Origin of the sequence: Streptomyces sp. NPDC016562 (genome assembly GCF_043076955.1) — a bacterium.
Lineage (GTDB): Bacteria > Actinomycetota > Actinomycetes > Streptomycetales > Streptomycetaceae > Streptomyces.
Genome location: NZ_JBIBRZ010000001.1, coordinates 228,149 through 250,986 on the forward strand (window position 1 = coordinate 228,149; position 22,838 = coordinate 250,986).

General features: G+C 71.5%; 20 protein-coding genes. 2 read left to right on the forward strand and 18 right to left on the reverse strand.

The genetic code is table 11. The features are described from left to right. Positions 1-14 precede the first annotated feature (14 nt). The 9 genes from ACF059_RS01030 to ACF059_RS01070 form a co-directional block, all read right to left on the reverse strand. On the reverse strand, positions 15-260 hold the full coding sequence (locus ACF059_RS01030) for a hypothetical protein (protein ID WP_030769206.1): 246 nt from the start codon (positions 258-260) through the stop codon (positions 15-17). Next, positions 257-1,765: an Asp-tRNA(Asn)/Glu-tRNA(Gln) amidotransferase subunit GatA gene (gatA, locus tag ACF059_RS01035; protein WP_392049809.1), complete on the reverse strand. Its 1,509-nt coding sequence runs from the start codon at positions 1,763-1,765 to the stop codon at positions 257-259. Before gatA ends, ACF059_RS01030 begins: the two co-directional genes overlap by 4 nt. A 5-nt stretch (positions 1,766-1,770) precedes the next feature. Then, on the reverse strand, positions 1,771-2,067 hold the full coding sequence (gene gatC / locus ACF059_RS01040; protein WP_030010586.1) for an Asp-tRNA(Asn)/Glu-tRNA(Gln) amidotransferase subunit GatC: 297 nt from the start codon (positions 2,065-2,067) through the stop codon (positions 1,771-1,773). A 175-nt stretch (positions 2,068-2,242) separates the two neighbouring features. Continuing rightward, positions 2,243-4,423 (reverse strand): putative bifunctional diguanylate cyclase/phosphodiesterase, encoded by a 2,181-nt coding sequence (locus ACF059_RS01045; protein ID WP_392049812.1) that lies wholly within the window; start codon positions 4,421-4,423, stop codon positions 2,243-2,245. 387 nt (positions 4,424-4,810) lie between these two features. After that, the gene (ligA, locus tag ACF059_RS01050) at positions 4,811-7,012 is read right to left on the reverse strand and encodes an NAD-dependent DNA ligase LigA (protein WP_392049815.1); all 2,202 of its coding nucleotides are present in this window, start codon (positions 7,010-7,012) and stop codon (positions 4,811-4,813) included. Positions 7,013-7,042: 30 nt separating this feature from the next. Next, complete coding sequence (locus ACF059_RS01055) at positions 7,043-8,026, reverse strand: methionine synthase (RefSeq protein WP_366864962.1); 984 nt, start codon at positions 8,024-8,026, stop codon at positions 7,043-7,045. Continuing rightward, positions 8,023-8,712, reverse strand: a complete 690-nt coding sequence (locus ACF059_RS01060; protein ID WP_360903891.1) for an SDR family oxidoreductase — start codon at positions 8,710-8,712, stop codon at positions 8,023-8,025. Before ACF059_RS01060 ends, ACF059_RS01055 begins: the two co-directional genes overlap by 4 nt. A 76-nt stretch (positions 8,713-8,788) precedes the next feature. Continuing rightward, positions 8,789-9,133, reverse strand: a complete 345-nt coding sequence (locus tag ACF059_RS01065) for a DUF1330 domain-containing protein (protein ID WP_392049818.1) — start codon at positions 9,131-9,133, stop codon at positions 8,789-8,791. Between the two features lie 53 nt (positions 9,134-9,186). After that, positions 9,187-10,197: a GlxA family transcriptional regulator gene (locus ACF059_RS01070; RefSeq protein ID WP_392049820.1), complete on the reverse strand. Its 1,011-nt coding sequence runs from the start codon at positions 10,195-10,197 to the stop codon at positions 9,187-9,189. Between the two features lie 113 nt (positions 10,198-10,310). Here ACF059_RS01070 and ACF059_RS01075 point away from each other — a divergent pair, with 113 nt between their 5' ends. Beyond that, positions 10,311-11,234, forward strand: a complete 924-nt coding sequence (locus ACF059_RS01075) for an NADP-dependent oxidoreductase (RefSeq protein ID WP_392049823.1) — start codon at positions 10,311-10,313, stop codon at positions 11,232-11,234. A 22-nt stretch (positions 11,235-11,256) separates the two neighbouring features. Here ACF059_RS01075 and mnmA read toward each other — a convergent pair whose 3' ends face one another. Beyond that, positions 11,257-12,387: a tRNA 2-thiouridine(34) synthase MnmA gene (gene mnmA, locus ACF059_RS01080; protein WP_392049826.1), complete on the reverse strand. Its 1,131-nt coding sequence runs from the start codon at positions 12,385-12,387 to the stop codon at positions 11,257-11,259. 69 nt (positions 12,388-12,456) lie between these two features. Between mnmA and ACF059_RS01085 the strand changes: the two genes are divergently transcribed. Then, complete coding sequence (locus tag ACF059_RS01085) at positions 12,457-13,122, forward strand: N-acetylmuramoyl-L-alanine amidase (protein ID WP_392049829.1); 666 nt, start codon at positions 12,457-12,459, stop codon at positions 13,120-13,122. Here ACF059_RS01085 and ACF059_RS01090 read toward each other — a convergent pair. The 8 genes from ACF059_RS01090 to ACF059_RS01125 form a co-directional block, all read right to left on the reverse strand. Further along, a complete protein-coding gene (locus ACF059_RS01090) occupies positions 13,115-14,278 on the reverse strand; it encodes a cysteine desulfurase family protein (RefSeq protein ID WP_392049832.1) in 1,164 nt (387 codons plus the stop codon). The genes ACF059_RS01085 and ACF059_RS01090 overlap by 8 nt on opposite strands. A 116-nt stretch (positions 14,279-14,394) precedes the next feature. After that, positions 14,395-15,249, reverse strand: coding sequence for a thioesterase family protein (locus ACF059_RS01095; RefSeq protein WP_392049835.1), 855 nt, complete (start codon positions 15,247-15,249; stop codon positions 14,395-14,397). Between the two features lie 47 nt (positions 15,250-15,296). Then, complete coding sequence (locus ACF059_RS01100; protein ID WP_392049839.1) at positions 15,297-15,953, reverse strand: trimeric intracellular cation channel family protein; 657 nt, start codon at positions 15,951-15,953, stop codon at positions 15,297-15,299. Between the two features lie 218 nt (positions 15,954-16,171). Continuing rightward, positions 16,172-17,269, reverse strand: a complete 1,098-nt coding sequence (locus tag ACF059_RS01105) for an ABC transporter ATP-binding protein (RefSeq protein ID WP_392052958.1) — start codon at positions 17,267-17,269, stop codon at positions 16,172-16,174. A 44-nt stretch (positions 17,270-17,313) separates the two neighbouring features. Then, positions 17,314-18,411 carry an ABC transporter ATP-binding protein gene (locus ACF059_RS01110; protein ID WP_392049842.1) on the reverse strand — a complete coding sequence of 366 codons (1,098 nt, stop codon included), beginning with the start codon at positions 18,409-18,411 and terminating at the stop codon, positions 17,314-17,316. After that, a complete protein-coding gene (locus ACF059_RS01115; protein WP_366864973.1) occupies positions 18,408-19,406 on the reverse strand; it encodes an ABC transporter permease in 999 nt (332 codons plus the stop codon). The genes ACF059_RS01110 and ACF059_RS01115 overlap by 4 nt, the downstream gene beginning before the upstream one ends. Positions 19,407-19,538: 132 nt before the next feature. Further along, positions 19,539-21,317: an ABC transporter substrate-binding protein gene (locus ACF059_RS01120; protein WP_392049845.1), complete on the reverse strand. Its 1,779-nt coding sequence runs from the start codon at positions 21,315-21,317 to the stop codon at positions 19,539-19,541. A 74-nt stretch (positions 21,318-21,391) separates the two neighbouring features. Then, entirely contained in the window at positions 21,392-22,387 is a 996-nt protein-coding gene (locus ACF059_RS01125) for an ABC transporter permease (RefSeq protein ID WP_366864975.1), read from the reverse strand. Positions 22,388-22,838 lie beyond the last annotated feature (451 nt).

A 22,838-nucleotide genomic window follows, 5' to 3' on the forward strand; every position in this document is an offset into this window, starting at 1 on the left:
GAAACTTTTCCCTCTCAGCCCAGCAGGACGTCGTCGTCGCCCAGACGCTTCAGCTCGCGGTACAGGATCGCGAGGCCGGTGACGATGGCGGCGGCGGACACGGCGGCGTCGACCAGCTTCAGCACGTCGTTCTCGCTGCGGGCCTTCTTGACCTGCTTGATGACGCTGATGGCGCCGAAGGCGGTGGTGCCGATCGACAGGTAGGTGCCGGTCTTGGACTTCTTGAAGCCCTTGGCCTTGGACAGTGCACTGGTGCTCACAGCGACGGTGCCTCCTCAAGCAGCGGGTGACCCCAGCGAGCGACGAAGGCGGCCTCGACGGCCGCGCCGACCTTGTACAGCCGGTCGTCCTTCATCGCCGGGGCGATGATCTGCAGCCCGACCGGGAGGCCGTCCTCCGGCGCCAGGCCGCAGGGCAGCGACATGGCGGCGTTGCCGGCCAGGTTGGTCGGGATGGTGCACAGGTCCGCGAGGTACATCGCCAGCGGGTCGTCGGTGCGCTCACCGATCGGGAAGGCGGTGGTCGGGGTCGTCGGGGAGACGATCACGTCGACCTGCTCGAAGGACTTCTCGAAGTCCTTGGTGATGAGCGTGCGGACCTTCTGGGCGGAGCCGTAGTACGCGTCGTAGTAGCCGGAGCTGAGCGCGTACGTTCCCAGGATGATGCGGCGCTTGACCTCGTCGCCGAAGCCGGCTTCGCGGGTGAGCGCGGTGACGTCCTCGGCGGACCGGGTGCCGTCGTCGCCGACGCGCAGGCCGTAGCGCATGGCGTCGAAGCGGGCCAGGTTCGAGGAGCACTCGGACGGCGCGATCAGGTAGTACGCGGCCATGGCGAGGTCGAAGGAGGGGCAGTCCAGCTCGACGATCTCGGCGCCGAGCTCGCGCAGGAGCTCCACCGACTCGTTGAAGCGCTGGACGACGCCGGCCTGGTAGCCCTCGCCGGCGAACTGCTTGACCACGCCGACGCGCATGCCGGCGACCGAGCCGTTGCGGGCCGCCTCGACGACCGGCGGGACCGGGGCGTCGATGGAGGTCGAGTCGAGCGGGTCGTGCCCGGCGATGACCTCGTGCAGCAGGGCCGCGTCCAGGACCGTGCGGGCGCAGGGGCCGCCCTGGTCGAGGGAGGAGGAGAAGGCCACCATGCCGTAGCGGGAGACGCCGCCGTACGTGGGCTTCACGCCGACGGTGCCGGTGACGGCGGCGGGCTGGCGGATGGAACCGCCGGTGTCGGTGCCGATGGCGAGGGGCGCTTGGAAGGCCGCGAGGGCCGCCGCGCTGCCGCCGCCGGAGCCGCCCGGGATCCGGGTGAGGTCCCAGGGGTTGCCGGTGGGCCCGTAGGCGCTGTTCTCCGTCGAGGACCCCATGGCGAACTCGTCCATGTTGGTCTTGCCGAGGATGACGACGTCGGCTTCCTTGAGCTTGCGCGTCAGGGTGGCGTCGTAGGGCGGGATCCAGCCTTCGAGGATCTTCGAACCGACGGTGGTCGGGACCCCGACGGTGGTGAAGATGTCCTTGAGGGCGAGCGGGACGCCGGCCAGCGGGCCGAGCTTCTCGCCGCGCTCGCGCTTCGCGTCGACGGCCGCCGCCTGGGCGAGGGCGCCCTCGCGGTCGACGTGGAGGAAGGCGTGGACCTTCTCGTCGGTGGCGTCGATGCGGGCCAGGTGGGCCTCGGTGACCTCGACGGCCGTGAGCTCGCCGGAGGCGATCTTCTCGGCGGTCTCGGCGGCCGTGAGCCTGATGATGTGTTCGGTCTTTTCGGTGGCCATGGTGGTTAGTCCTCCCCCAGGATCTGCGGCACCTTGAAACGCTGCTGCTCCTGGGCGGGAGCACCGGAGAGCGCCTGCTCGGGGGTGAGCGACGGACGGACCTCGTCCGCTCGCATGACGTTGGTCAGCGGCAGCGGGTGGGAGGTCGGCGGGACGTCTTGGTCGGCGACCTCGGAGACGCGGGCGACCGCGCCGATGATGTCGCCGAGCTGTCCGGCGAAGTGATCCAGCTCGTTGCTGGACAGCTCAAGGCGCGCCAGCCGAGCGAGGTGGACGACCTCCTCGCGCGTAATGCCAGGCATGCAGCGATCCTCTGGGGGTGGGCGGATGTTTCGTTTCGGACCCAATCCTATGGGGCCCGGCGCCCGACCCACGAAACGGTTTGCGCTGGTGCCGTACGGCTGGGGGTGCGGGGCCGCCGCCCGGGGCCCGCAGCCGCGGCCCCGGCGGCGGCGCGGCGGCCCCGCACCGGGAGGATCAGCCGGCGTCGGCCTCGGCCGCCGCCAGCTCCGCCGTGATGTCCGCGGGGCGCCGCCAGCCCCGCTCCCCGCGGGCGAGCAGCCACGCCGTGGCCTCCTGCGGCGGCATCGCGGCGGCGACCAGCCACCCCTGTACCGCGTCGCAGCCCAGGTCCCGCAGCCGCTCCCAGGTCTCGTCGTCCTCGACGCCCTCGGCCACGACCAGCAGGCCCAGCGAGTGCGCCAGGTCCACAGTGCAGCGGACGATCTCCGCGTCCTGCGCGTCGACGGCGAGGCGGCCCACGAACGACCGGTCGATCTTCAGCTCGCTGACCGGCAGCCGGCGCAGGTGGACCAGGGAGGAGTAGCCGGTGCCGAAGTCGTCGAGCGACATCTTCACGCCGTGGCCCGTGAGCCCGGCCATGGTGTCCGCGGCCCGCTGGGGGTCTTCGAGCAGGACGTGTTCCGTTATTTCGAGCTGGAGCCCGCTCGCCGGGACGCCGTGGCGGGCCAGGCGCGCGGCCACCGCCCCGGCGAAGCCCGGGGTGTGCACGTCGCGCGGGGAGACGTTGACGGCCACCGGCACCTTCAGGCCCTGCGCCCGCCAGCGCGCCACCTGGGCGAGGGCCGTCTCCAGGACGTACTCCGTCAGGTGCGGCATCAGCCCGGAGGTCTCGGCGATCGCGATGAACTCGTCCGGGGGGACCCGGCCGCGCTCCGGATGCACCCACCGCACGAGGGCCTCCAGGCCGGCGACCTGGCCGTCGAAGCGGACCTTCGGCTGGTAGTGGAGTTCCACTTCGCCGGCGTCCAGGGCCCTGCGGAGGTCGCCGAGGAGGCCGAGGCGGTCGGGCGTGTTGCTGTCGCGCTTGGACTCGTACACCTCCACGCCCGTACGGTCGCGCTTGGCCTGGTACATGGCCACGTCCGCGCGCCGCAGCAGGCCCTCCGCGTCCAGCGCGTGGTCGGGGAAGACGGCGAGGCCGGCGCTGGCCTCCAGGACGAGCGTGAGGCCGTCCAGGTCGAGGGGTGAGCTGAGCTCCGCGACCAGGTGCCGGGCGATCCGCTGGGCGCTGGTGGTGGAGTCGGCGACGGGCAGCAGGACGGCGAACTCGTCACCGCCGAGCCGGGCGGCCTCGGCGTCCTCGGGCAGGGCCTGGCGCAGCCGGTCGGCGATCTGGAGGAGCAGCCGGTCGCCCGCCAGGTGGCCCAGGGTGTCGTTGACCGCCCGGAAGCGGTCCAGGTCGATCAGGACGAGAGCGGCCCGGGTGCCCAAACGTTCAGCCTCGTCGAGGGCGCTCCAGGCCCGCTCCAGCAGCCACTGCCGGTTCGGCAGTCCGGTCAGCGGGTCCCGCAGCTGTTCCTCGGCGCGCGCCCGGGCGATCCACAGGGTGGAGTCCAGCGCGATCAGCGGTACGGCGAACAGGGGCAGCAGGACCGGCTGCGTGGCGGCGACGACGCAGATCAGGGGGGCGATGCCCAGCAGTGCGACGGCGACTAACGCCTGGCGCAGCAGGGCGGTGCGGGCCACGGTGCGCAGGCCGCCGCCGCGCGGGGCCAGGGCGAGGCGGAGCAGGACGCGGGTGGAGAGCAGGTAGGCGACGGCGACGAGGACGACCTCGGGGGCCGCCTCCACGTCCCAGGTGGTGGGCAGCCAGGGGGTCTCGACCGAGGGGCTCACGCCGAAGGCGGTGAGGACCAGGGCCCCCGCGCCGATGCCGAGGAGGTCCACGGAGCCGTGCAGCAGCCCCTGCCGCCAGCGGTGCCGGCGTGCGGCCCCGACCAGGGAGACGACGGCGAGCGAGACCAGTCCCGCGGGCACCCACCCGTAGAGGAGGAGGACGCCGAGGGTGAGCGCGGCGCCCGAACCGGTGCCGCCCCACCAGCGGTCGCGGCCCAGCGCGACCAGGTGGCCGACGATGATTCCGGTGAGCAGGGCGAGCGCCCAGCCGACCGTCCCGCCGGGGAACAGCGCCTGACGGTCGTTCAGGGCGGAGACGATGCCGCTGCCGAGGACCACGACCGCGAGCCCGACGACGAGGAAGGGCAGCACGCCGCGCCGCTCCTGGCCGCCCGCGCCGGTGTCGAGCGGTCGGGTGTCCGGTGTCCTGGCCCCCAGGAGACCGAGCCTGCCCGCCCGCATGGACGGGACCTCCCCGCCGAACTCAGGTGACGGGTCGGCGCTTTCGGTGGGTTTCATGCCCGTACCTCTCACAGCCGGCGATGCCGATGTCACGCGATGGCCCCGATGTCGTGCCACCACGGCCGAAGTCGCATCCTGCGGCCGTGCACGACAGGCGCACCCCTCAACAGTAGGCCGCGGGAGGCTCCCAGGGGCAGCGGTCGGCAGGGGTTGCCCGAATGCGACCCAGCCATCCTCATCAGTACGGTATCCGCCGAACGGGCGAGTTTGGACCGGGCCCCCCTGTGTCACCCGTCCGATGATCCGACAGGTCATCGCCCTGCCAACAGCCTTGTACCGGCCGTTTACACCGGCTCGCGCGCCTGGCGTGCGCCCGCCCGTACGGCCGCACCCCACGCATCCGTTCGCCTTCGCTACTCCCCCGGGGCGAACGCCCTGTCCGTCCTACTCCCCTTCGGGCGCGCCGTCCACAGGAAGCGCGGCCTCGCGCGCCGCGTCCGGGCCCTGTTCCAGCAGCACGGCGAAACCGGCGTCGTCGAGCACGGGCAGCTTCAGCTGCACGGCCTTGTCGTACTTCGAGCCCGGGTTGTCGCCGACCACGACGAACGAGGTCTTCTTCGACACCGATCCGGTGACCTTGGCCCCGCGGCTCTGCAGGGCCTCCTTCGCGCCGTCCCGGGTGTGGCTCTGCAAAGTACCGGTGACGACCACGGTCAGCCCCTCCAGCGGCCGCGGCCCCTCCTGTTCGGCGGAGCCCTCCTCCTCCATCCGCACTCCGGCCTCCCGCCACTTGCGCAGGATCTCCTCGTGCCACGGCTCGGCGAACCACTCCTTGAGGGAGGCGGCGATGATGGCCCCGACGCCCTCGGTGGCCGTCAGCTCCTCCAGGGTGGCGTTGCGGATCGCGTCGATCGACCGGAACTCGTGGGCGAGAGCCTGCGCCGCGACGGGTCCGACGTGACGGATCGACAGGCCGTTGATGATGCGGGCGAGCGGGCGGCTCTTGGCCGCCTCGATGTTCTTCAGCATCGCCAGGGCGTTCTTCTTCGGCTCGCCCTTCTGGTTGGCGAAGACGGTGACGATCTTCTCCTCGCCCGTCTTCGGGTCGCGCTTGGGCAGCCCGCTGTCCTGGTCCAGGACGTACGCCTTGATGGGCAGCAGCTGCTCGATGGTCAGGCCGAAGAGGTCGCCCTCGTCCCGCACCGGCGGCTGGGCCGGTTCCAGCGGGGCGGTCAGCGCGGCCGCCGCCACCATGCCGAAGTTCTCGATGTCCAGGCTCTGCCGGCCGCCCAGGTAGAAGAGCCGCTCGCGCAGCTGGGCGGGGCAGGCCCGGGCGTTGGGACACCGGACGTCGATGTCCCCCTCCTTCATCGGCTTCAGCTCCGCACCGCACTCGGGGCAGTGCGTCGGCATCTCGAAGGGGCGCTCGGTGCCGTCCCGCAGGTCCACGACCGGCCCGAGGATCTCGGGGATGACGTCGCCCGCCTTGCGCAGCACCACGGTGTCCCCGATGAGCACGCCCTTGGCCTTGACGACCTCCTGGTTGTGAAGGGTCGCGAACTCGACCTCCGAACCGGCCACCGTCACCGGCTCCACCTGCGCGTACGGGGTCACGCGCCCGGTGCGGCCGACCCCGACCTTGATGTCGACGAGCTTGGTGTTGACCTCTTCGGGGGCGTACTTCCAGGCGATCGCCCAGCGCGGGGCGCGCGCCGTGGAGCCGAGCCGGCCCTGGAGGGCGATTTCGTCGAGCTTGACGACCACGCCGTCGATCTCGTGCTCGACCGAATGCCGGTTCTCGCCGAAGTACGCGATGAACTCGCGGACCTCGGCGAGCGAGGAGAGCACCTTGTTGTGCTGGGCTGTGGGCAGACCCCACTCGCGCAGCAGCTCGTACGCCTGCGACTGGCGCTCGATCTCGAACCCCTCGCGGGCCCCGATGCCGTGCACGACCATGTGCAGCGGGCGGCTCGCGGTGACCTTGGGGTCCTTCTGGCGCAGGGAACCGGCGGCGGCGTTGCGCGGGTTGGCGAAGGGCTTGCCCTCGGCCTCGACGAGCCGGGCGTTGAGCTCCTCGAACTTCTCCATCGGGAAGTAGACCTCGCCGCGGACCTCGACCAGGGGCGGGATGCGGTCGCCCTTGAGCCGGTCCGGGATGTCGGCGATCGTGCGGACGTTGGGCGTGATGTCCTCGCCGGTGCGGCCGTCGCCGCGGGTGGCGGCGCGGGTGAGGCGGCCGTTCTCGTAGGTGAGGTTGACGGCGAGGCCGTCCACCTTCAGCTCGCACAGGTAGTGGTAGTCCGAGGTGTTCACGTCGCGGGCCACCCGCTCGGCCCACGCGGCCAGTTCCTCGTCGTCGAAGGCGTTGTCGAGGGAGAGCATCCGCTCGCGGTGCTGGACGGAGGCGAAGTCCGTCTCGTACGCCCCGGCCACCTTCTGGGTGGGCGAGTCGGGCGTGCGCAGCTGCGGATACTCCTCCTCCAGCGCCTCCAGCGAGCGCAGCAGCCTGTCGAACTCGGCGTCGCTGACGACCGGCTGGTCGTTCACGTAGTACCGGAAGCGGTGCTCCTCGACCTGCTCGGCAAGCAGCTGGTGCTGCTCACGCACCGCCGTCGGTACCGCCGTGTCCTGCTGTTCGGCTGCCATGCCGTGTCCTCCCGTGCCCCGTCTCGACCGTCACTCAGGGTTGTCGGCGAGCGACCTCGCCGCCCTGACGCAATGGGCCTGCACCGCTCGGGCGTAGGCGGGTGAAGCGCCCGCCAGACCGCACGAGGGGGTGACCACGACGGACTCCGCCAGAGTCCCCGGGGCCAGCCCCAGCCTGCGCCAAAGCTTCCTGACACCCATGACGCTACCGGCAGGGTCCGACAACGGGCCGTCGGTGCCCGCCACCACTCCGGCGAAGAGTTTCGTGCCGCCTTCGACGGCCTCGCCGATGGCGTCGTCCTCGCGCTCGGTGAGCAAGGAGAAATCGAACGACACGCCCGTGGCGCCCGCGCGCCGCAGCAAGCCGAAGGGGACCTCGGGCGCGCAGGAGTGCACGATCACCTCGCCGTCGTGCACGCCGAACAGGTCCCGCAGCGTGCCCTCGACGACCTGCCGGTCGACGGCCCGGTAGGTCCGGTAGCCGCTGGCGGAGCGCACCCGCCCGAGCAGGACGGCGGTCAGGGACGGCTCGTCGTACTGGAGGACGATCTCGGCGCCGGGGACGCGCCTGCGCACGTCCGCGAGGTGCTCGCGCAGCCCCTCGGCGAGCGATCCGGCCAGGTCGCGGCAGGCGCCCGGGTCCTGGAGCATGGCCTCGCCGCCGTGCATCTCCAGGGAGGCGGCCAGCGTCCACGGGCCGACGGCCTGGACCTTGAGCCTGCCGGTGTACCCCTGGGTGAACTCCTCCAGGGCGTCGAGGTCCTCCCCGAGCCAGGACCGGGCGCGCTTGCTGTCGCGGCCGGGGCGGTCGCTGATCCGCCAGCCGCTGGGCTCGACGTGCGCGTACATGTCGACGAGCAGGCCCAGGGAACGGCCGATCATGTCGGCGCCGGGCCCCCGGGCGGGCAGCTCGGCGAGGTAGGGGAAGTCCTCGAAGGAACCGGTGACGGTCTTCGCGGCCTCGCGGGCGTCGCCGCCGGGCAGCGAGCCGACGCCGGTGGCGCCGGCGCTCATCGGCCCGGCCTCACGCTGAGGTCGTTGACCTCGGCGTCGCGCGGCAGGTCGATGGCCATGACGATGGTCGTCGCCACCGACTCGGGGTCGATCCAGTGGGAGGGGTCGTACTCCTTGCCCTCCTGCGAGTGCACCTTGGCCTGCATGGGGCTGGCGGTGCGGCCGGGGTAGACGGAGGTCACGCGGATGCCGTGCGGCCTCTCCTCCTCGCGCAGGGAGTCGGCGAGCGCCTTGAGGCCGTGCTTGGAGGCGGCGTACGCGCTCCACTCGGCGTGGGCGTGGAGCCCGGCGCCGGAGTTCACGAAGACGATGTCGGCGTGCGAGGCGCGCAGGGTGGGCAGCAGCAGCCGGGTGACCTCGGCGGGGGCGATCAGGTTCACGTTGAGCTGCTGGTGCCAGGTCTTGGGCCGCAGGTCGCCGACCGGTCCGAGGTCCACGATCCCCGCGATGTGCAGGAGCGAGTCGATCCGCTCCGGAACGGGCTGCTTGGAGAAGGCCCACGAGAGGCGGTCGGGGTCGGCGAGGTCGCCGACGAGGGCGCGCGCTCCGGGGTACCGCTCGACGAGCTGCTTGCCGCGTCCGGCGTCGCGGGCGAGCAGGACGAGGTCGTCGCCGCGGGCGTGCAGCCGGGCCGCGACGGCGGCGCCGATGCCGGACCCGGCACCGGTGATCAGGTGAGTAGCCATAGGCCCCATGCTCGCACCCCGCCGCCCTGCGGCGGCCGCGTGGTGGGCCGCCTCGGCGTTGCCCCCTGGGAGGCCGTCACAGACCGGCGGCCTCGCGCAGGCGGGCGGCCGTCTTGGTGGCGTCGTAGTCGGCCGGGACGCCCTCGACCAGGACGACCTCGCCCGCGATGTGGTCGGTACGCAGGGGCAGGATCTCCTGGTAGGCGGGCGAGGCGTACCAGGCGCGGGCCTTCTCGATGTCCGGGAAGCCGATCATGACGACCGTGCCGGGGAAGGGGCCCTCCATGACCTCGACCTCCGCGCCGTGGACGAGGAAGCGGCCGCCGAAGGGGTCCATGGTCGGCTGGATCTCCTCGATGTAGCGCAGGACGTCCGCGTTGACGGTCTCGGGGCGGATGTGGGCGATGGCGTAGGCGGTCATGGTGCTCTCCCCAGTCAACCGGCCCGTCGGTTCGGGCCGTTGACCCGATCCTGTCAGGACGTGACCGCGGTGACGATTACCTCCGAGGTCATGGGGACGCGAGCGGGCGCGGGCTGGAAGGTGCGCCGGTAGGCGATCGGGGAGATGCCGAGGGCGGCGCGCATGTGCTGGCGCAGCGAGCCCGCCGAGCCGAAGCCGGAGCGGTGGGCGACCAGGTCGACCGGCAGGTCGCTGGACTCCAGCAGGTGGCGGGCGATCTCCAGGCGCTGGGCGGTGAGCCACTGCACCGGGGTCATGCCGACCTCGTCGCGGAACCGCCGGGTGAAGGTGCGCAGGCTCATCCGGGCGTGGGAGGCGAGCTCCGCGAGGGTGAGGGGCTCGCCGAGCCGCTCCAGGGCCCAGGCGCGGGTCGCGGTGGTCGTGGCGACGGTCGGTTCGGGGACGGGCCGGTCGATGTACTGGGCCTGTCCGCCGTCGCGCCAGGGCGGTACGACGCACAGCCGCGCGGCGCGGTTGGCGACGGCGGAGCCGTGGTCGCGGCGGATCATGTAGAGGCACAGGTCGACGCCGGCGGCCACGCCCGCGGAGGTGAGGATGTCGCCGTCGTCGACGAAGAGGACCTCCTCGTCGAGCCGTACGCGCGGGAAGCCCCGCTGGAACTCGGGCGCGTGCACCCAGTGCGTGGTGGCGGGCCGGCCGTCGAGCAGTCCGGCGGCGGCCAGGACGTAGGAGCCGGTGCACAGGGAAACCAGCCGGGTGCCGGGGCGGATCGCGGCGAGGGCGTCGGCCAGCGCCGACGGCAGGGGTGCCCCCTGGGCGAGGTCGTCCATGGCGTGCGTGGGCGTGATGATCACGGTGTCGGCCGCGGCGAGGGCCTCGGGGCCCGCCGAGACGCCGACGGTGAAGCCCGCGTCGCTGGTCACGGGCTGCCCGTCGGCGGTGCAGACGGTCAGTTCGTAGAGCGGCTTCCCCGCCTCGTCGAAGGCGTTGCCGAAGACCCGCGAGGGGATCCCGAGCTCGAACGGGGGGACGCCTTCGAGGGCGAGTACGGCGATCCGGTGCATGGCCAGATCCTGACACATGGTGGCCGTCCGGCCAACACCACGGCTCGGCTCCGCCCCCGAAGCTGGTTCCGCAGCACCACCGGATACCACCGGACACACCTGAGGAGAAACACATGCGCGCCGTCGTCGTCAGCCAGTGGGGCGGACCCGAGGTACTGACCGAGACCGAGCTGGAGCGGCCCGAGCCGGCCATGGGCGAGATCCTGGTACGGGTCCACGCGGCCGGGGTGAACCCGGTCGACTGGAAGACCCGGGCCTCCGGCGCCCTCATCCCCTGGGGCCCGGTCCCGGCGGTCGGCTGGGACGTGTCCGGCACGGTCGAGGCGGTCGGCCCCGGCGTCACCCTGCACCGGGTGGGCGACGAGGTGTACGGGATGCCCCGCTTCCCGCAGCAGGCCGGCGCCTACGCCGAGTACGTGACGGCTCCCGCCCGGCACTTCGCCCGCAAGCCCGCCTCCCTGGACCACGTACAGGCCGCGGCGCTGCCGCTGGCGGCGCTCACCGCCTGGCAGGCGCTGGTGGACACGGCGGGGGTCTCGGCCGGGCAGCGCGTGCTGGTGCACGCGGCGGCCGGCGGGGTCGGACACCTGGCCGTGCAGATCGCCAAGGCCCGCGGCGCGTACGTGATCGGCACCGCGAGTGCGGGCAAGCACGACCTGCTGCGCGGTCTGGGGGCCGACGAGGTGATCGACTACCGCACCACCGACTTCGAGGACGCCGTCAAGGACGTCGACGTGGTGATCGACGCCATCGGCGGGGACTACGGGCAGCGCTCCCTGAAGGTGCTCAAGCCGGGCGGCCATTTGATCACCCTGCCCGGCCCGGACGGCATCCCGGCCGACCCGCAGGGCGTGCACGCGGCCTGGGTCCTGGTGGAGCCGGACCTGGCGGGCCTCCAGGAGATCGCGGCCCTCGTCGAGCAGGGCCTGCTGAGGCCGCTGGTCGACACGGTGCTGCCGCTGGCGCAGGCCGCGAAGGCCCACGAGATCGGCGAGCGGGGCCGCACCACCGGCAAGATCGTCCTGACGGTGGTCTGAGACCGGAGCCGGGCCGGCCGCCTCAGACGGTGGCGGCCGCCCGCTGGGTCGTCGCGATGGTGGCCGAGCCGACCACGCGCGTGCCGTCGTAGAGCACGATCGCCTGGCCGGGGGCCACGCCGCGGACCGGCTCCGTGAAGGAGACGCGCAGCTCGCCGTCCACGACCTCGGCGAACACCTCGGTCTCGCCGCCGTGGGCGCGCAGCTGCGCGGTGTAGGTGCCCGGGGCGGCGGGCGTGGAGCCGCACCAGCGGGGGCGGATCGCGGTCAGGGCGGTGACGTCGAGGGCCTCGACCGGTCCCACCGTGACGGTGTTGTTCACCGGGGAGATGTCCAGGACGTAGCGCGGCTTGCCGTCGGCGGCGGGGTGGCCGATGCGCAGGCCCTTGCGCTGGCCGATGGTGAAGCCGAAGGCGCCCTCGTGGGTACCGACCTTCTCGCCGGTCTCGTCGACGATGTCGCCCTCGGCCTTGCCCAGGCGGTTGGCGAGGAAGCCCTGGGTGTCGCCGTCGGCGATGAAGCAGATGTCGTGGCTGTCCGGCTTCTTCGCGACGGCCAGGCCCCGCTCCTCGGCCTCCGCGCGGATCTCGTCCTTGGTGGTGAGGGTGTCACCGAGCGGGAAGAGGGCGTGGGCGAGCTGCTTCTCGTCGAGGACGCCGAGGACGTACGACTGGTCCTTGGCCATGTCGGAGGCGCGGTGCAGCTCGCGGGAGCCGTCCTCGTTCTCGACGACGGTGGCGTAGTGACCGGTGCAGACGGCGTCGAAGCCGAGGGCGAGCGCCTTGTCGAGCAGCGCGGCGAACTTGATCTTCTCGTTGCAGCGCAGGCAGGGGTTCGGGGTGCGCCCGGCCTCGTACTCGGAGATGAAGTCCTCGACGACGTCCTCGCGGAAGCGCTCGGCGAGGTCCCAGACGTAGAACGGGATGCCGATGACGTCGGCGGCGCGGCGGGCGTCGCGGGAGTCCTCGATCGTGCAGCAGCCGCGGGCGCCGGTCCGGAAGGACTGCGGGTTCGCGGACAGGGCGAGGTGCACGCCGGTCACGTCGTGCCCGGCTTCGACCGCGCGTGCGGCGGCGACGGCGGAGTCCACGCCGCCGGACATGGCGGCCAGGACGCGAAGGGGGCGGGCGGTGCGCGGGAGGTTCTCAGTCATAGCACCGTCCAGAGTACGGGGGAACCGGGCGGGGTCACAGCGCGTTGTGGGGTACGGGGGGTGGATCACATGGCCGAGCAGGGGAATGCGGCGAAGAAGCCGCCGAGCCGGACCCGCAGGGCCGTGCTCTTCGGGGGGCTCGGGGTCGTCGCGGTGGCGGCGGTCGCCGGCCGGGAGGAGATCGGCCGCGCCTGGTGGCTGCTGCCGGGGGTGGCCAAGCCGCGCAAGGAGGGCGAGCTGGACCATGCGGGCGCGGGCTGGACGGCGGCCTCCCCGGCGAACTGGCGGCTGGCCGACCGGCCCGACGACTACCGGGTGGACCGGATCGTCGTCCATGTCACCCAGGGCGGGTTCCAGTCCTCCGTGGACGCTTTCAAGAACCCGTGGCACAAGGCGTCGGCGCACTACATAGTCCGCCAGGACGGCCACATCGAGCAGATGGTGCGCGAGCTGGACGTGGCCTTCCACTCCGGCAACCGCTCGATGAACGAGCGCAGCGTGGGCATCGAGCACGTGGGCTTCGTGGACCGGCCGCAGGACTTCACGGACGCGATGTACGCGGCCTCCGCCCGCCTGGCGGCCGACGTCTGCCGCCGGTACGGCATACCGGCGGACCGCACGCACATCGTCGGCCACAGCGAGGTCCCGGGCACCGACCACACCGACCCGGGCCCCCACTGGGACTGGGAGCGCTATCTGCGCATGGTCGGCGAGGCGCGGCGGGCGGCTAGCTGAGGCCTGCCGTGCGCGCGCGTTCCACCGCCGGGCCGATGGCCGCGGCCAGCGCGGCGACGTCCTCCTTGGTGGAGGTGTGGCCCAGCGAGAAGCGCAGGGTGCCGCGGGCCAGCTGGGGATCGGTGCCGGCGGCCAGCAGGACGTGACTGGGCTGGGCCACGCCGGCGGTGCAGGCGGAGCCGGTGGAGCACTCGATGCCCTGCGCGTCGAGCAGGAGCAGCAGCGAGTCGCCCTCGCAGCCGGGGAAGCTGAAGTGCGCGTTCGCCGGGAGGCGCTCGTGCGGGTCTCCCCCGAGGACGGCGTCGGGCACGGCCGCGCGGACGGCGGCGATCAGCTCGTCGCGCAGGGCGCCGATCTCGGCGGCGAAGCGCTCGCGCCGCTCGGCGGCGAGGACGGCGGCCACGGCGAAGGCGGCGACGGCCGGCACGTCGAGGGTGCCGGAGCGGACGTGCCGCTCCTGGCCGCCGCCGTGCAGGACCGGTACGGGGCTCTGGTCGCGGCCCAGGAGCAGCGCGCCGATGCCGTACGGGCCGCCGACCTTGTGGCCGCTGACGGTCATGGCGGCGAGGCCGCTGGCGGCGAAGTCGACGTCGAGCTGTCCGAAGGCCTGGACGGCGTCGGAGTGCAGGGGGATCCCGTGCTCGCGGGCGACGGCGGCCAGGTCGCGGACCGGCATGACGGTGCCGATCTCGTTGTTGGCCCACATCACCGTGGCCAGGGCCACGTCGTCCGGGTTGCGCTCGACGGCTTCCCGGAAGGCGTCGGCGTGCACGCGGCCGTAGTGGTCCACGGGCAGGTACTCCACCCGCGCGCCCTCGTGCTCGGCGAGCCAGTGGACGGCGTCGAGCACGGCGTGGTGCTCGACGGGGCTGGCGAGGACCCGGGTGCGGGCGGGGTCGGCGTCGCGCCGCGCCCAGTAGAGGCCCTTGACGGCGAGGTTGTCGGCCTCGGTGCCGCCGGCGGTGAAGACCACCTCGCTCGGCCGGGCGCCGACCGCTTCGGCGAAGGCCTCACGGGCCTCCTCGACGGTACGGCGGGCCCGGCGGCCGGCGGCGTGGAGGGAGGAGGCGTTCCCCGTGGCGGCGAACTGCGCGGTCATCGCCGCGGCGGCCTCCGGCAGCATCGGAGTGGTTGCGGCGTGGTCGAGGTAGGCCATGATCCCCCGATTCTACGAGCCCGCGGGCGGGGCTCCGCCCGGCGGGAGTCCGGGCCGGCGGGGCCCGGCGGGTCGCGCACCCGCCGGGCCGTCTGCCGGGGCTTCGCCCCGCGGGGTCAAAAACGCAGCGCGCGGGCGAGTTGGCGGGACTGGGCGACCAGGTGGTCCGTGGAGTCCCAGACCTCAGCGTCCTCCTCCAGGAAGCCGCCGGCCAGGTTGCGGGTGGTGATGGAGACCCGCAGCGGGCCCGGCGCCGGGCGGCGGCGGATGTGGGTGGTCAGCTCCACGGTCGGGGTCCAGGCCACCAGGCCCAGGTCGAACGCGGTCGGCGGCAGCGCGTCCACCGCCAGCAGCATGGAGAGCGGGTCGGCGTCGCGGCCGTCGGCCAGCTCGAACCAGGCCCGCATCTCGCCCTTGCCGGAGGGCGCGCCCAGGGCCCAGCCCGCCGTCGCCGGGTCCAGCCGGAGCCGGAGGCGGTCCACGATGGCGGAGCTGCCGGGGATCGGGGCCGGGCCGGCCTCGGGGCCGATGCAGTCCTCGTAGGCGGGCATGACGGGCGGCACGGCGACCGTGCGCACGTCGTCCGGCAGGGCCGCGAGGTCGCCGTAGGAGGCGAGGACGCGGATGCGCTCGACCTCGGCGCCGTTCTCGTCGTACTGGAACAGGGAGGCCTGGCCCGTGGAGAGGGTGCGGCCGACCCGAACGACCTCGGTGCGGATCACGGCGGGGCCGGGCACGGAGGAGGTCAGGTAGTGCGCGGAGACGGTGAAGGGGTCCGGGTGCGGCAGGGTCGCCGCCAGCGCCCGGCCGACCAGGGCCAGCAGATAGCCGCCGTTGACGGCGGCGATGATCGTCCAGCCGGCGGAGAGCTGCGCGTCGTACACCCCGGGCTCGTCGGCGCGGGGGGTGATGGTGGTGTCGCGGTCGAACTCACTGTCGCCGATGGAGGCCTGGGCAGCTGCGTGTGACATGTAAACGACGGTACACCGGCTTACTACTAAGCGGTAGCTTTCTTGTGTTACGGCTCTTCGGACACGGAGGACCGGCGGTTCCAGGCCAGCGGCGCGCGCCAGTGGTAGCGCATGGCGAGGAGCCGCAGCACGAACGTGGTGACGATCGCCAGGGCGGTGGTGACGGCGTTGAGCGAGTCGAGCGCGATCGACACGGCGACCATCGCGGCGCCAACGGTCGCGGGCACGGCGTACATCTCCCGGTCGCGCAGCAGCGAGGGCACCTCGTTGACCAGGACGTCGCGCAGGACGCCGCCGCCTACCGCCGTGGCCAGGCCCAGCGCGGCGGACGCGGTGAGGCCGAGGCCGTACTCGTAGGCCTTGGTCGTGCCCGACACGCAGAACAGCGCGAGGCCGGCGGCGTCGAAGACGTTGATGGCCCGGTTGATCCGCTGGACCTCGGGGTGGAGGAAGAAGACGAGCCCGGCGGCGATCAGCGGGGTGACGAAGAAGCTGAGCTCGCCGAAGGCCGCCGGCGGGGTGGCGCCGATGACGAGATCGCGGAAGAGGCCGCCGCCGAGGGCGGTGACCAGGGCGAGGACGGCGATGCCGAAGACGTCGAAGTTCTTGCGGACGGCGAGCAGGGCGCCCGCCGTGGCGAAGACGAAGATGCCGGCGAGGTCCAGGGCATGCTGGATCCCGGGCGGGAAGAGATCGTGGAGCACTGGCTCATTGTCGCCCCTCGCCACCGCTCGGGGATCACGGGGCTCGGGCGGCGGACCTGCGGGTTCGGGAATCAGTACCCGGCCCGGACCGCGCGCCTCACACACCGGCGGCCGGATTCCGCCCGGGCCGGGGCCCGGGCCCGGCGAGCGGGCCGAGCCGCATGGGCCCGCCGGGGTGCGCGACCAGCGCGCCCTCCCCGGCGGGCACCCGCGGACCGTTACGGCGTGACCGTGGCCACCGCGTCCGCCGCGCCGGGCAGCGGCTCGTCGCCCGGAGCCTGGTCGGGCGCGTTCTCCGGGTGGTGGCAGGCCACCTGGTGGCCCGTCTTCAGGGCCAGCAGCGGCGGTTCCTGCGTCGTGCAGATCTGCGTCGCCTTCCAGCACCGCGTGTGGAAGCGGCAGCCGCTCGGCGGCGAGATCGGCGACGGCACGTCGCCCTTGAGCAGGATGCGGCCGCTCTTCACGCCGCGCCGCCGCGGGTCGGGCACCGGCACGGCCGACATCAGGGCCGTGGTGTAGGGGTGCATCGGCGCCCCGTACAGCGACTTGTTGTCGGCCAGCTCGACGATCTTGCCGAGGTACATCACCGCGATGCGGTCCGAGACGTGCCGGATGACCGACAGGTCGTGCGCGATGATCACGTAGGTGAGGCCGAGCTCCTCCTGGAGGTCGTCCAGCAGGTTGACCACCTGGGCCTGGATCGACACGTCCAGCGCCGAGACCGGCTCGTCCGCGACCACCAGCTTGGGCTTCAGCGCCAGGGCCCGCGCGATGCCGATGCGCTGGCGCTGGCCGCCCGAGAACTCGTGCGGGTAGCGGTTGTAGTGCTCGGGGTTGAGGCCCACGAGCGACAGCAGCCGCTGCACCTCGGCCTTGAGCCCGCCCTCCGGGGTGACGTTCTGGAGCTTGAACGGCGCGCTGACGATGGTGCCCACCGTGTGGCGCGGGTTCAGCGATCCGTACGGGTCCTGGAAGATCATCTGCACGTCGCGGCGCAGCGGGCGCATGCCCGACACCCCCAGGTGCGTGATGTCCTTGCCCTCGAACTCGACGGTGCCGCCGGTCGGCTCCAGCAGCCGCGTGATCAGCCGGCCCATGGTCGACTTGCCGCAGCCGGACTCGCCGACGACGCCGAGGGTCTCCCCGCGCCGGACGTCGAAGTCGATGCCGTCGACGGCCTTGACCGCGCCCGCCTGCCGCCGCAGCAGCCCCTTGGTGATGGGGAAGTGCTTGGTCAGGCCGGTGACCTTCAGCAGCAGTTCGGGGGCCTCGGCGGCCTGGGGTGCGCCCGGTGCGTCCGTGGCCTGCGCGGGGATGCCGGCCGCGGCCGTGTCCGTCTTCTTGGGGTCAGGCGTCTCGGTCACAGCTTCGGCGCAATCTCTTCGGTCCAGATCCGGGTCCGCTCCTCCTGCGACATGTGACAGGCGGACCAGTGGTGGGTGCCGTCTTCCTCGACCAGCTCGGGCCGTACCGTGCGGGTCACGTTGCCCTTGGGCACGTCGGCGTAGGGGCAGCGCGGGTTGAAGGCACAGCCGCTCGGGATGTTGATGAGGCTGGGCGGGGAGCCCTTGACCGGGATGAGGCGCTCGGTCTGCTCGCGGTCGATGCGCGGCATCGAGCCCAGCAGGCCCCAGGTGTAGGGGTGCCGGGGCTCGTAGAAGACCTTCTCGGAGGTGCCCCGCTCGACGCACCGGCCGCCGTACATGACCAGCAGTTCGTCGGCCATCTCCGCGACCACGCCGAGGTCGTGCGTGATCATGATGACCGCGGAGCCGAACTCCTTCTGCAGGTCGCGGATGAGGTCGAGGATCTGGGCCTGGACGGTGACGTCCAGGGCCGTCGTCGGCTCGTCCGCGATGAGCAGTTCGGGGTTGTTGACCAGCGCCATCGCGATCATCGCGCGCTGGCGCATGCCGCCGGAGAACTCGTGCGGGTAGCTGTCGACGCGCTTGTGCGGCTCGGGGATGCCGACGCGGTCGAGGAGTTCGACGGCCCGCGCGCGGGCGACCTTCTTGTCGACCTTGTTGTGGACCCGGTACGCCTCGGCGATCTGCTTGCCGATCGTGAAGTACGGGTGCATCGCGGACAGCGGGTCCTGGAAGATCATGGCGATCTCCCGGCCGCGCAGCCTGCGCACCTCGTCCTCGTCGGCGGAGAGCAGTTCCTTGCCGTCCAGCCAGATCTCGCCGGAGATCCGGGCCCGCTGGCGGCCGTACTGGCCCACGCGGTGCAGGCCCATGATGCCGAGCGAGGTGACCGACTTGCCGGATCCGGACTCGCCCACGATGCCGAGGGTCTTGCCCTTCTCCAGCGTGAAGGAGAGCCCGTCGACCGACTTGACCAGGCCGTCCTCGGTCGGGAAGTGCACCTTGAGGTCGCGGACCTCCAGGAAGGCCGTGGCGGGCTCCACCGCGCCGACCGGCTGGTTGAGGGCTCCGGTCTTGGTCAGATCGGTCATGACAGCCTCACTCGGGGGTCGATCACCGCGTACATGAGGTCAACGATGAGGTTCGCCGCGACGACGAAGAAGGCGGAGATCAGGGTGATGCCCAGGATGACCGGGAGGTCGTGCTCGCTGATGGCGCGCACCGCGCTGTAGCCGAGGCCGTGCAGCGAGAACGTGTACTCGGTCAGCACCGCGCCGCCCATCAGGGCGCCGAGGTCCAGGCCCAGGACGGTCAGGATCGGCGTCATCGTCGAGCGCATGGCGTGCTTGCCGATGACCACGGGCTCCGTCAGCCCCTTGGCGCGGGCGGTGCGGATGTAGTCCTCGTTGAGGACTTCGAGCATGGTCGCGCGGGTGAGCCGCGCGTACATGGCCGCGTAGAGGAAGGCGAGCGAGACCCACGGCAGGACCATGCCGTTGAACCACTTGCCCGGATCGTCCGCGAAGGTCGCCTCGGGCCTGCCGAACCAGCCGAGCTGGTCGGAGAAGAAGGCGATGGCGAGCATGCCCGTGAAGTAGATGGGGAGGGAGACGCCGGCCAGGGCCACGCCCATGGCCGAGCGGTCCAGGACGGTGCCGCGCTTGAGGGCGGACAGGACGCCGGTGGCGACCCCGCCGATCACCCAGAGCACGACGGCGCCCATGGCGAGGGAGAGGGTGACCGGGAGCCAGTCGGTCAGCAGCGGCCAGACCTCCTGCTCGGTCTTGAACGAGTAGCCGAAGCAGGGCGCGGCGCATTGCGTGACGTCGGAGCCGTTGGCGTACGTGCGACCCGCCACCAGCCCGACGACGAACTTGCCGAACTGGACGAGGATCGGGTCGTCGAGACCCATCTTCTGCCGGATGCCCTCGATGGCGGCAGGGTCGGACTGCTTGCCGACGAAGTAGAGCGCCGGATCCGTCCCGATCATCTTCGGGAAGAGGAAGAAGATTCCGAAGGTCACCAGCGTGATGACCAACAGCATGACGATGACGGCGAAGATCCGTCGGAGGAGATATGCAAGCACTGCGCTCGGCCTGGCTGCGGCCCGGGGGCGCCCTCTTCTGGAGGGCACCCCCACGCCGTAACCGCGGCCATCACCTGCCCTTCGTGCCTAGCGGGTGTGGCACTGGAACATCGGAACTGGACTGACGGATCGTTACTTCATGACGCCGAGCGACGCGTAGTCGTAACGGCCGTTGTAGGCGTCGGTGGTGTAGGCGTTCGTCAGACGGCTCGAGCGCCAGGTGATCGTCTTGTCGTAGACGAAGGGCAGGTAGACCGCGGCCTCGGAGACCTTCTGGTTCATCTGCTTGTAGATCTCGCCGGCCTTGTTCGGGTCGGTCTCCGCGATGGCGTCGTCGAACAGCTTGTTGATCGCCGGGTCGTTCAGCTCGGAGAAGTTGTTGTTACCGCTCTGCAGGATGAAGCGGCCGTCGACCAGCGGCTGCGAGAAGCCCTGACCGGTCGGGAAGTCGGCGCCCCAGCCCATGATGATGATGCCGTAGTTCTTCTCCTTGACGACCTTCGGCGAACCGATGATGCCGGAGGTCTGGGCGCCGTCGAACTGGTCGACGTCGGCCTCGATGCCGACCTGCTTCAGGGCGTTCTGCAGCGAGACGGCCGTGGCGACCTCGACCGGCTTGTTGTTGCGGACCGCGATCGTGGTCTTGAAGCCGGTCTCCTTGCCACAGGCCTTCAGCGCGGCCTTGGCCTTCTCCAGGTTCGGCTTGCCGTCGTTCTGCAGGACCTCGTACGGGTCGTACTTGGCGTCCGAGCCCTTGATGCCGAGCGGGAGCATGTTCGGGGCGATGTCGCCACCGGCCTGCGGGCCGCCGCGGGCGGTCTGCAGGGACTTCTTGTCGGCCGCGTAGATGACGGCCTTGCGGCACTCGATGTTGTCGAACGGCGCGACGGTCTGGGGCATGACCGCGTACCGGATGAAGCCGGTCTGGCCGTTGTCCAGGTTGCCCTTGTGCTCCTTCAGCGCGGTGGCGCGGGCCGCCTGGCCGATGCCGGTCGCGTTGATGTCGACGTCGAACTCGCCGTTCATCAGGCGCTTGTCCATGTCGTCCGCGTTCGCCATGAACGTGACCGAGATGGTGTCCGGGAGCGCCTTGCGGATGGTGTCCGACTCGGGCTTGAAGTTCTCGTTGCGCGAGAGCTTCATGCTCTTGTTGGGCTCGTACGAGTCGATCTTGTACGGGCCGTTCGAGAAGGGCCGCAGGCCGTACTTGGCCGCGGTGTCCTTCTCCTGCTTGACCGGGCTCGCCGCCGGCATGGCCAGCATCTGCTCGAAGTCACCGTTGGGCTGCGGGAGCTTGAAGATGATGGTCTTCGCGTCCGGGGTCTCGATCGCCTTGAGGCCGAGCTTGTCCGGGGAGGGGTCCTTGTACGGGCCCGGGTACTCGGTCTTCGGGTCGAGGACCTGCATCAGGTAGACCGGGCCGCCGGAGATGACGTCCTGGGCCCAGGTGCGCTCGATGCCGTACTTGATGTCCTGGGCGGTGACGGGGGTGCCGTCCTCCCAGGTCACGTTGTCCTTCAGGGTGTACTTGTAGGTCTTGCCGCCGTCGGTGATCTCGGCCTTGGCGGTGGCGAGGTCGGGGACGAGCTCGGTGCTCTCGGTGCCGGGGCCCGGCTTGAAGCTCACCAGCTGGCGGGCGTAGTAGCGGGAGAAGTCCCACATGAAGCCGTAGTAGCCGCGCTGCGGGTCCCACGAGTCGGCTTCCTGGGTGCCGACGAACTTCAGCTCGCCGCCCTTCTTGTCCGAAGGGTTGGCGATCTTGCCGATGCCCGCGTTGAAGCCACCGCCGCCGGCGGAGGTCTTCTCGTCCTTCTTGTCGTCTCCGCCACAGGCGGTCGCGGTCAGCATGACCGCGAGCACGACGGCGGTGCCGGCGGCAAGTCGTCGCTTCGACGTGCGATGGGTAGTCACGATGCTCGCAACCCTCCGTTGTAGTTCCGGTGCACTTACGGCATGAAGCCGGGTCCTGAATTGCCCTGCGATGGCTAGCGGGAGCCCTTCGGGTCGAGGGCGTCACGGACGCCGTCGCCGAAGAGGTTGAAGGCCAGCACGGTGATGAAGATCGCTACGCCGGGGAAGATCATGAACAGCGGATCGTCCTCGTAGGTCCGCACGGCCGTGGAGAGGGTCTCTCCCCAGGACGGCGTGGGCGGCTTGACGCCGACTCCGAGGAAGCTCAGGGCGGCCTCGGTCAGCACATTGGTGGGGATCATCAGCGTCGCGTAGACGGTGATGGGCGCCACCAGGTTGGGGAGCAGTTCGCGGAAGAGGATGTAGACGCGGCCCGCGCCGAGACTGCGCGCCGCCTCCACGTACTCGCGCTCGCGCAGTGACAGGGTCTGGCCGCGGACGATGCGGCCGATGTACGGCCAGCCGAAGAAGCCGATCACCAGCACCAGTACGGCGATCCGCAGGCCCGACCCCTCGAACCCCCAGAGCTTGCTGGGGATGACGGAGATCAGCGCGATGATGAAGAGCAGCTGCGGGAAGGCGAGCAACAGGTCCATGACCCGGCTGATGGCCGCGTCCACCCAGCCGCCGAAGTAGCCGGCGACGATGCCGAAGAAGGTGCCGAGCGAGACCGCCACGAAGGCGGACAGGAAGGCGACCAGGAGCGAGATCCGGGCGCCGTAGACGATCCGGCTGAAGACGTCGCGGCCGTTGACCGGCTCGATGCCCAGCAGGAAGTCGCCGCTCATGCCGCCGTAGTCGCCGGCCGGCAGGCCGAGCAGCGGGTCCAGCAGGTCCTCGTGCAGCTCCTCCGGCGGGTGGCCGAAGGCCTTGACGATCAGCGGCGCGAAGATCGCGACGAGGATCAGCAGGAGCACGATGACGCCGCCTGCCAGTGCGACCTTGTCACGCTTGAGGCGCAGCCAGGCGATCTGCCACGGCGAGCGCCCTTCGATCGCCTTCGGCGGGACGTCGGAGGCGGCCACGGCCGCGGGCTCGGCCGCGCTGGTGTCGTGCAGTGGTGCCGTCATCGTGGTGGGGACCCCTCTCGGCCGACTGTGGCCGGCCCATGCCCGCCGCTGTGGCGGCTTTGGTTCTATCGGCGTCGCTGATGGTGCGAATGGCGCGAAATGTGCCTGAAGTGCACGTGAAGAGCTGGTGGTTGCGGGATGGACCTGCCTTCGGTGGGGTGGAGTCTTCAACGCCGTCTCAAGCGCCCGCCAGACCTGCCGGGGATGTGATGCGCAACCGTGATCTGTGCCGCGTCCTTCCGTTATCCGAACGACGCGGCCCTATCAGCGGTGAAAGACCGCCCCTTAGCCGCGGAACGGACATCCGGCCCAACTGCCGTGGACCACTTGGATCTTGGGCGTAATCAGCGGATATGCCGAAGGCCGCACCGGTGGGTCCGGTGCGGCCTTCGAGATGAGATGTCTCGCTCTGTGGATGTGCGGATGTACGGGACTCAAGGGTCCCGGAGCG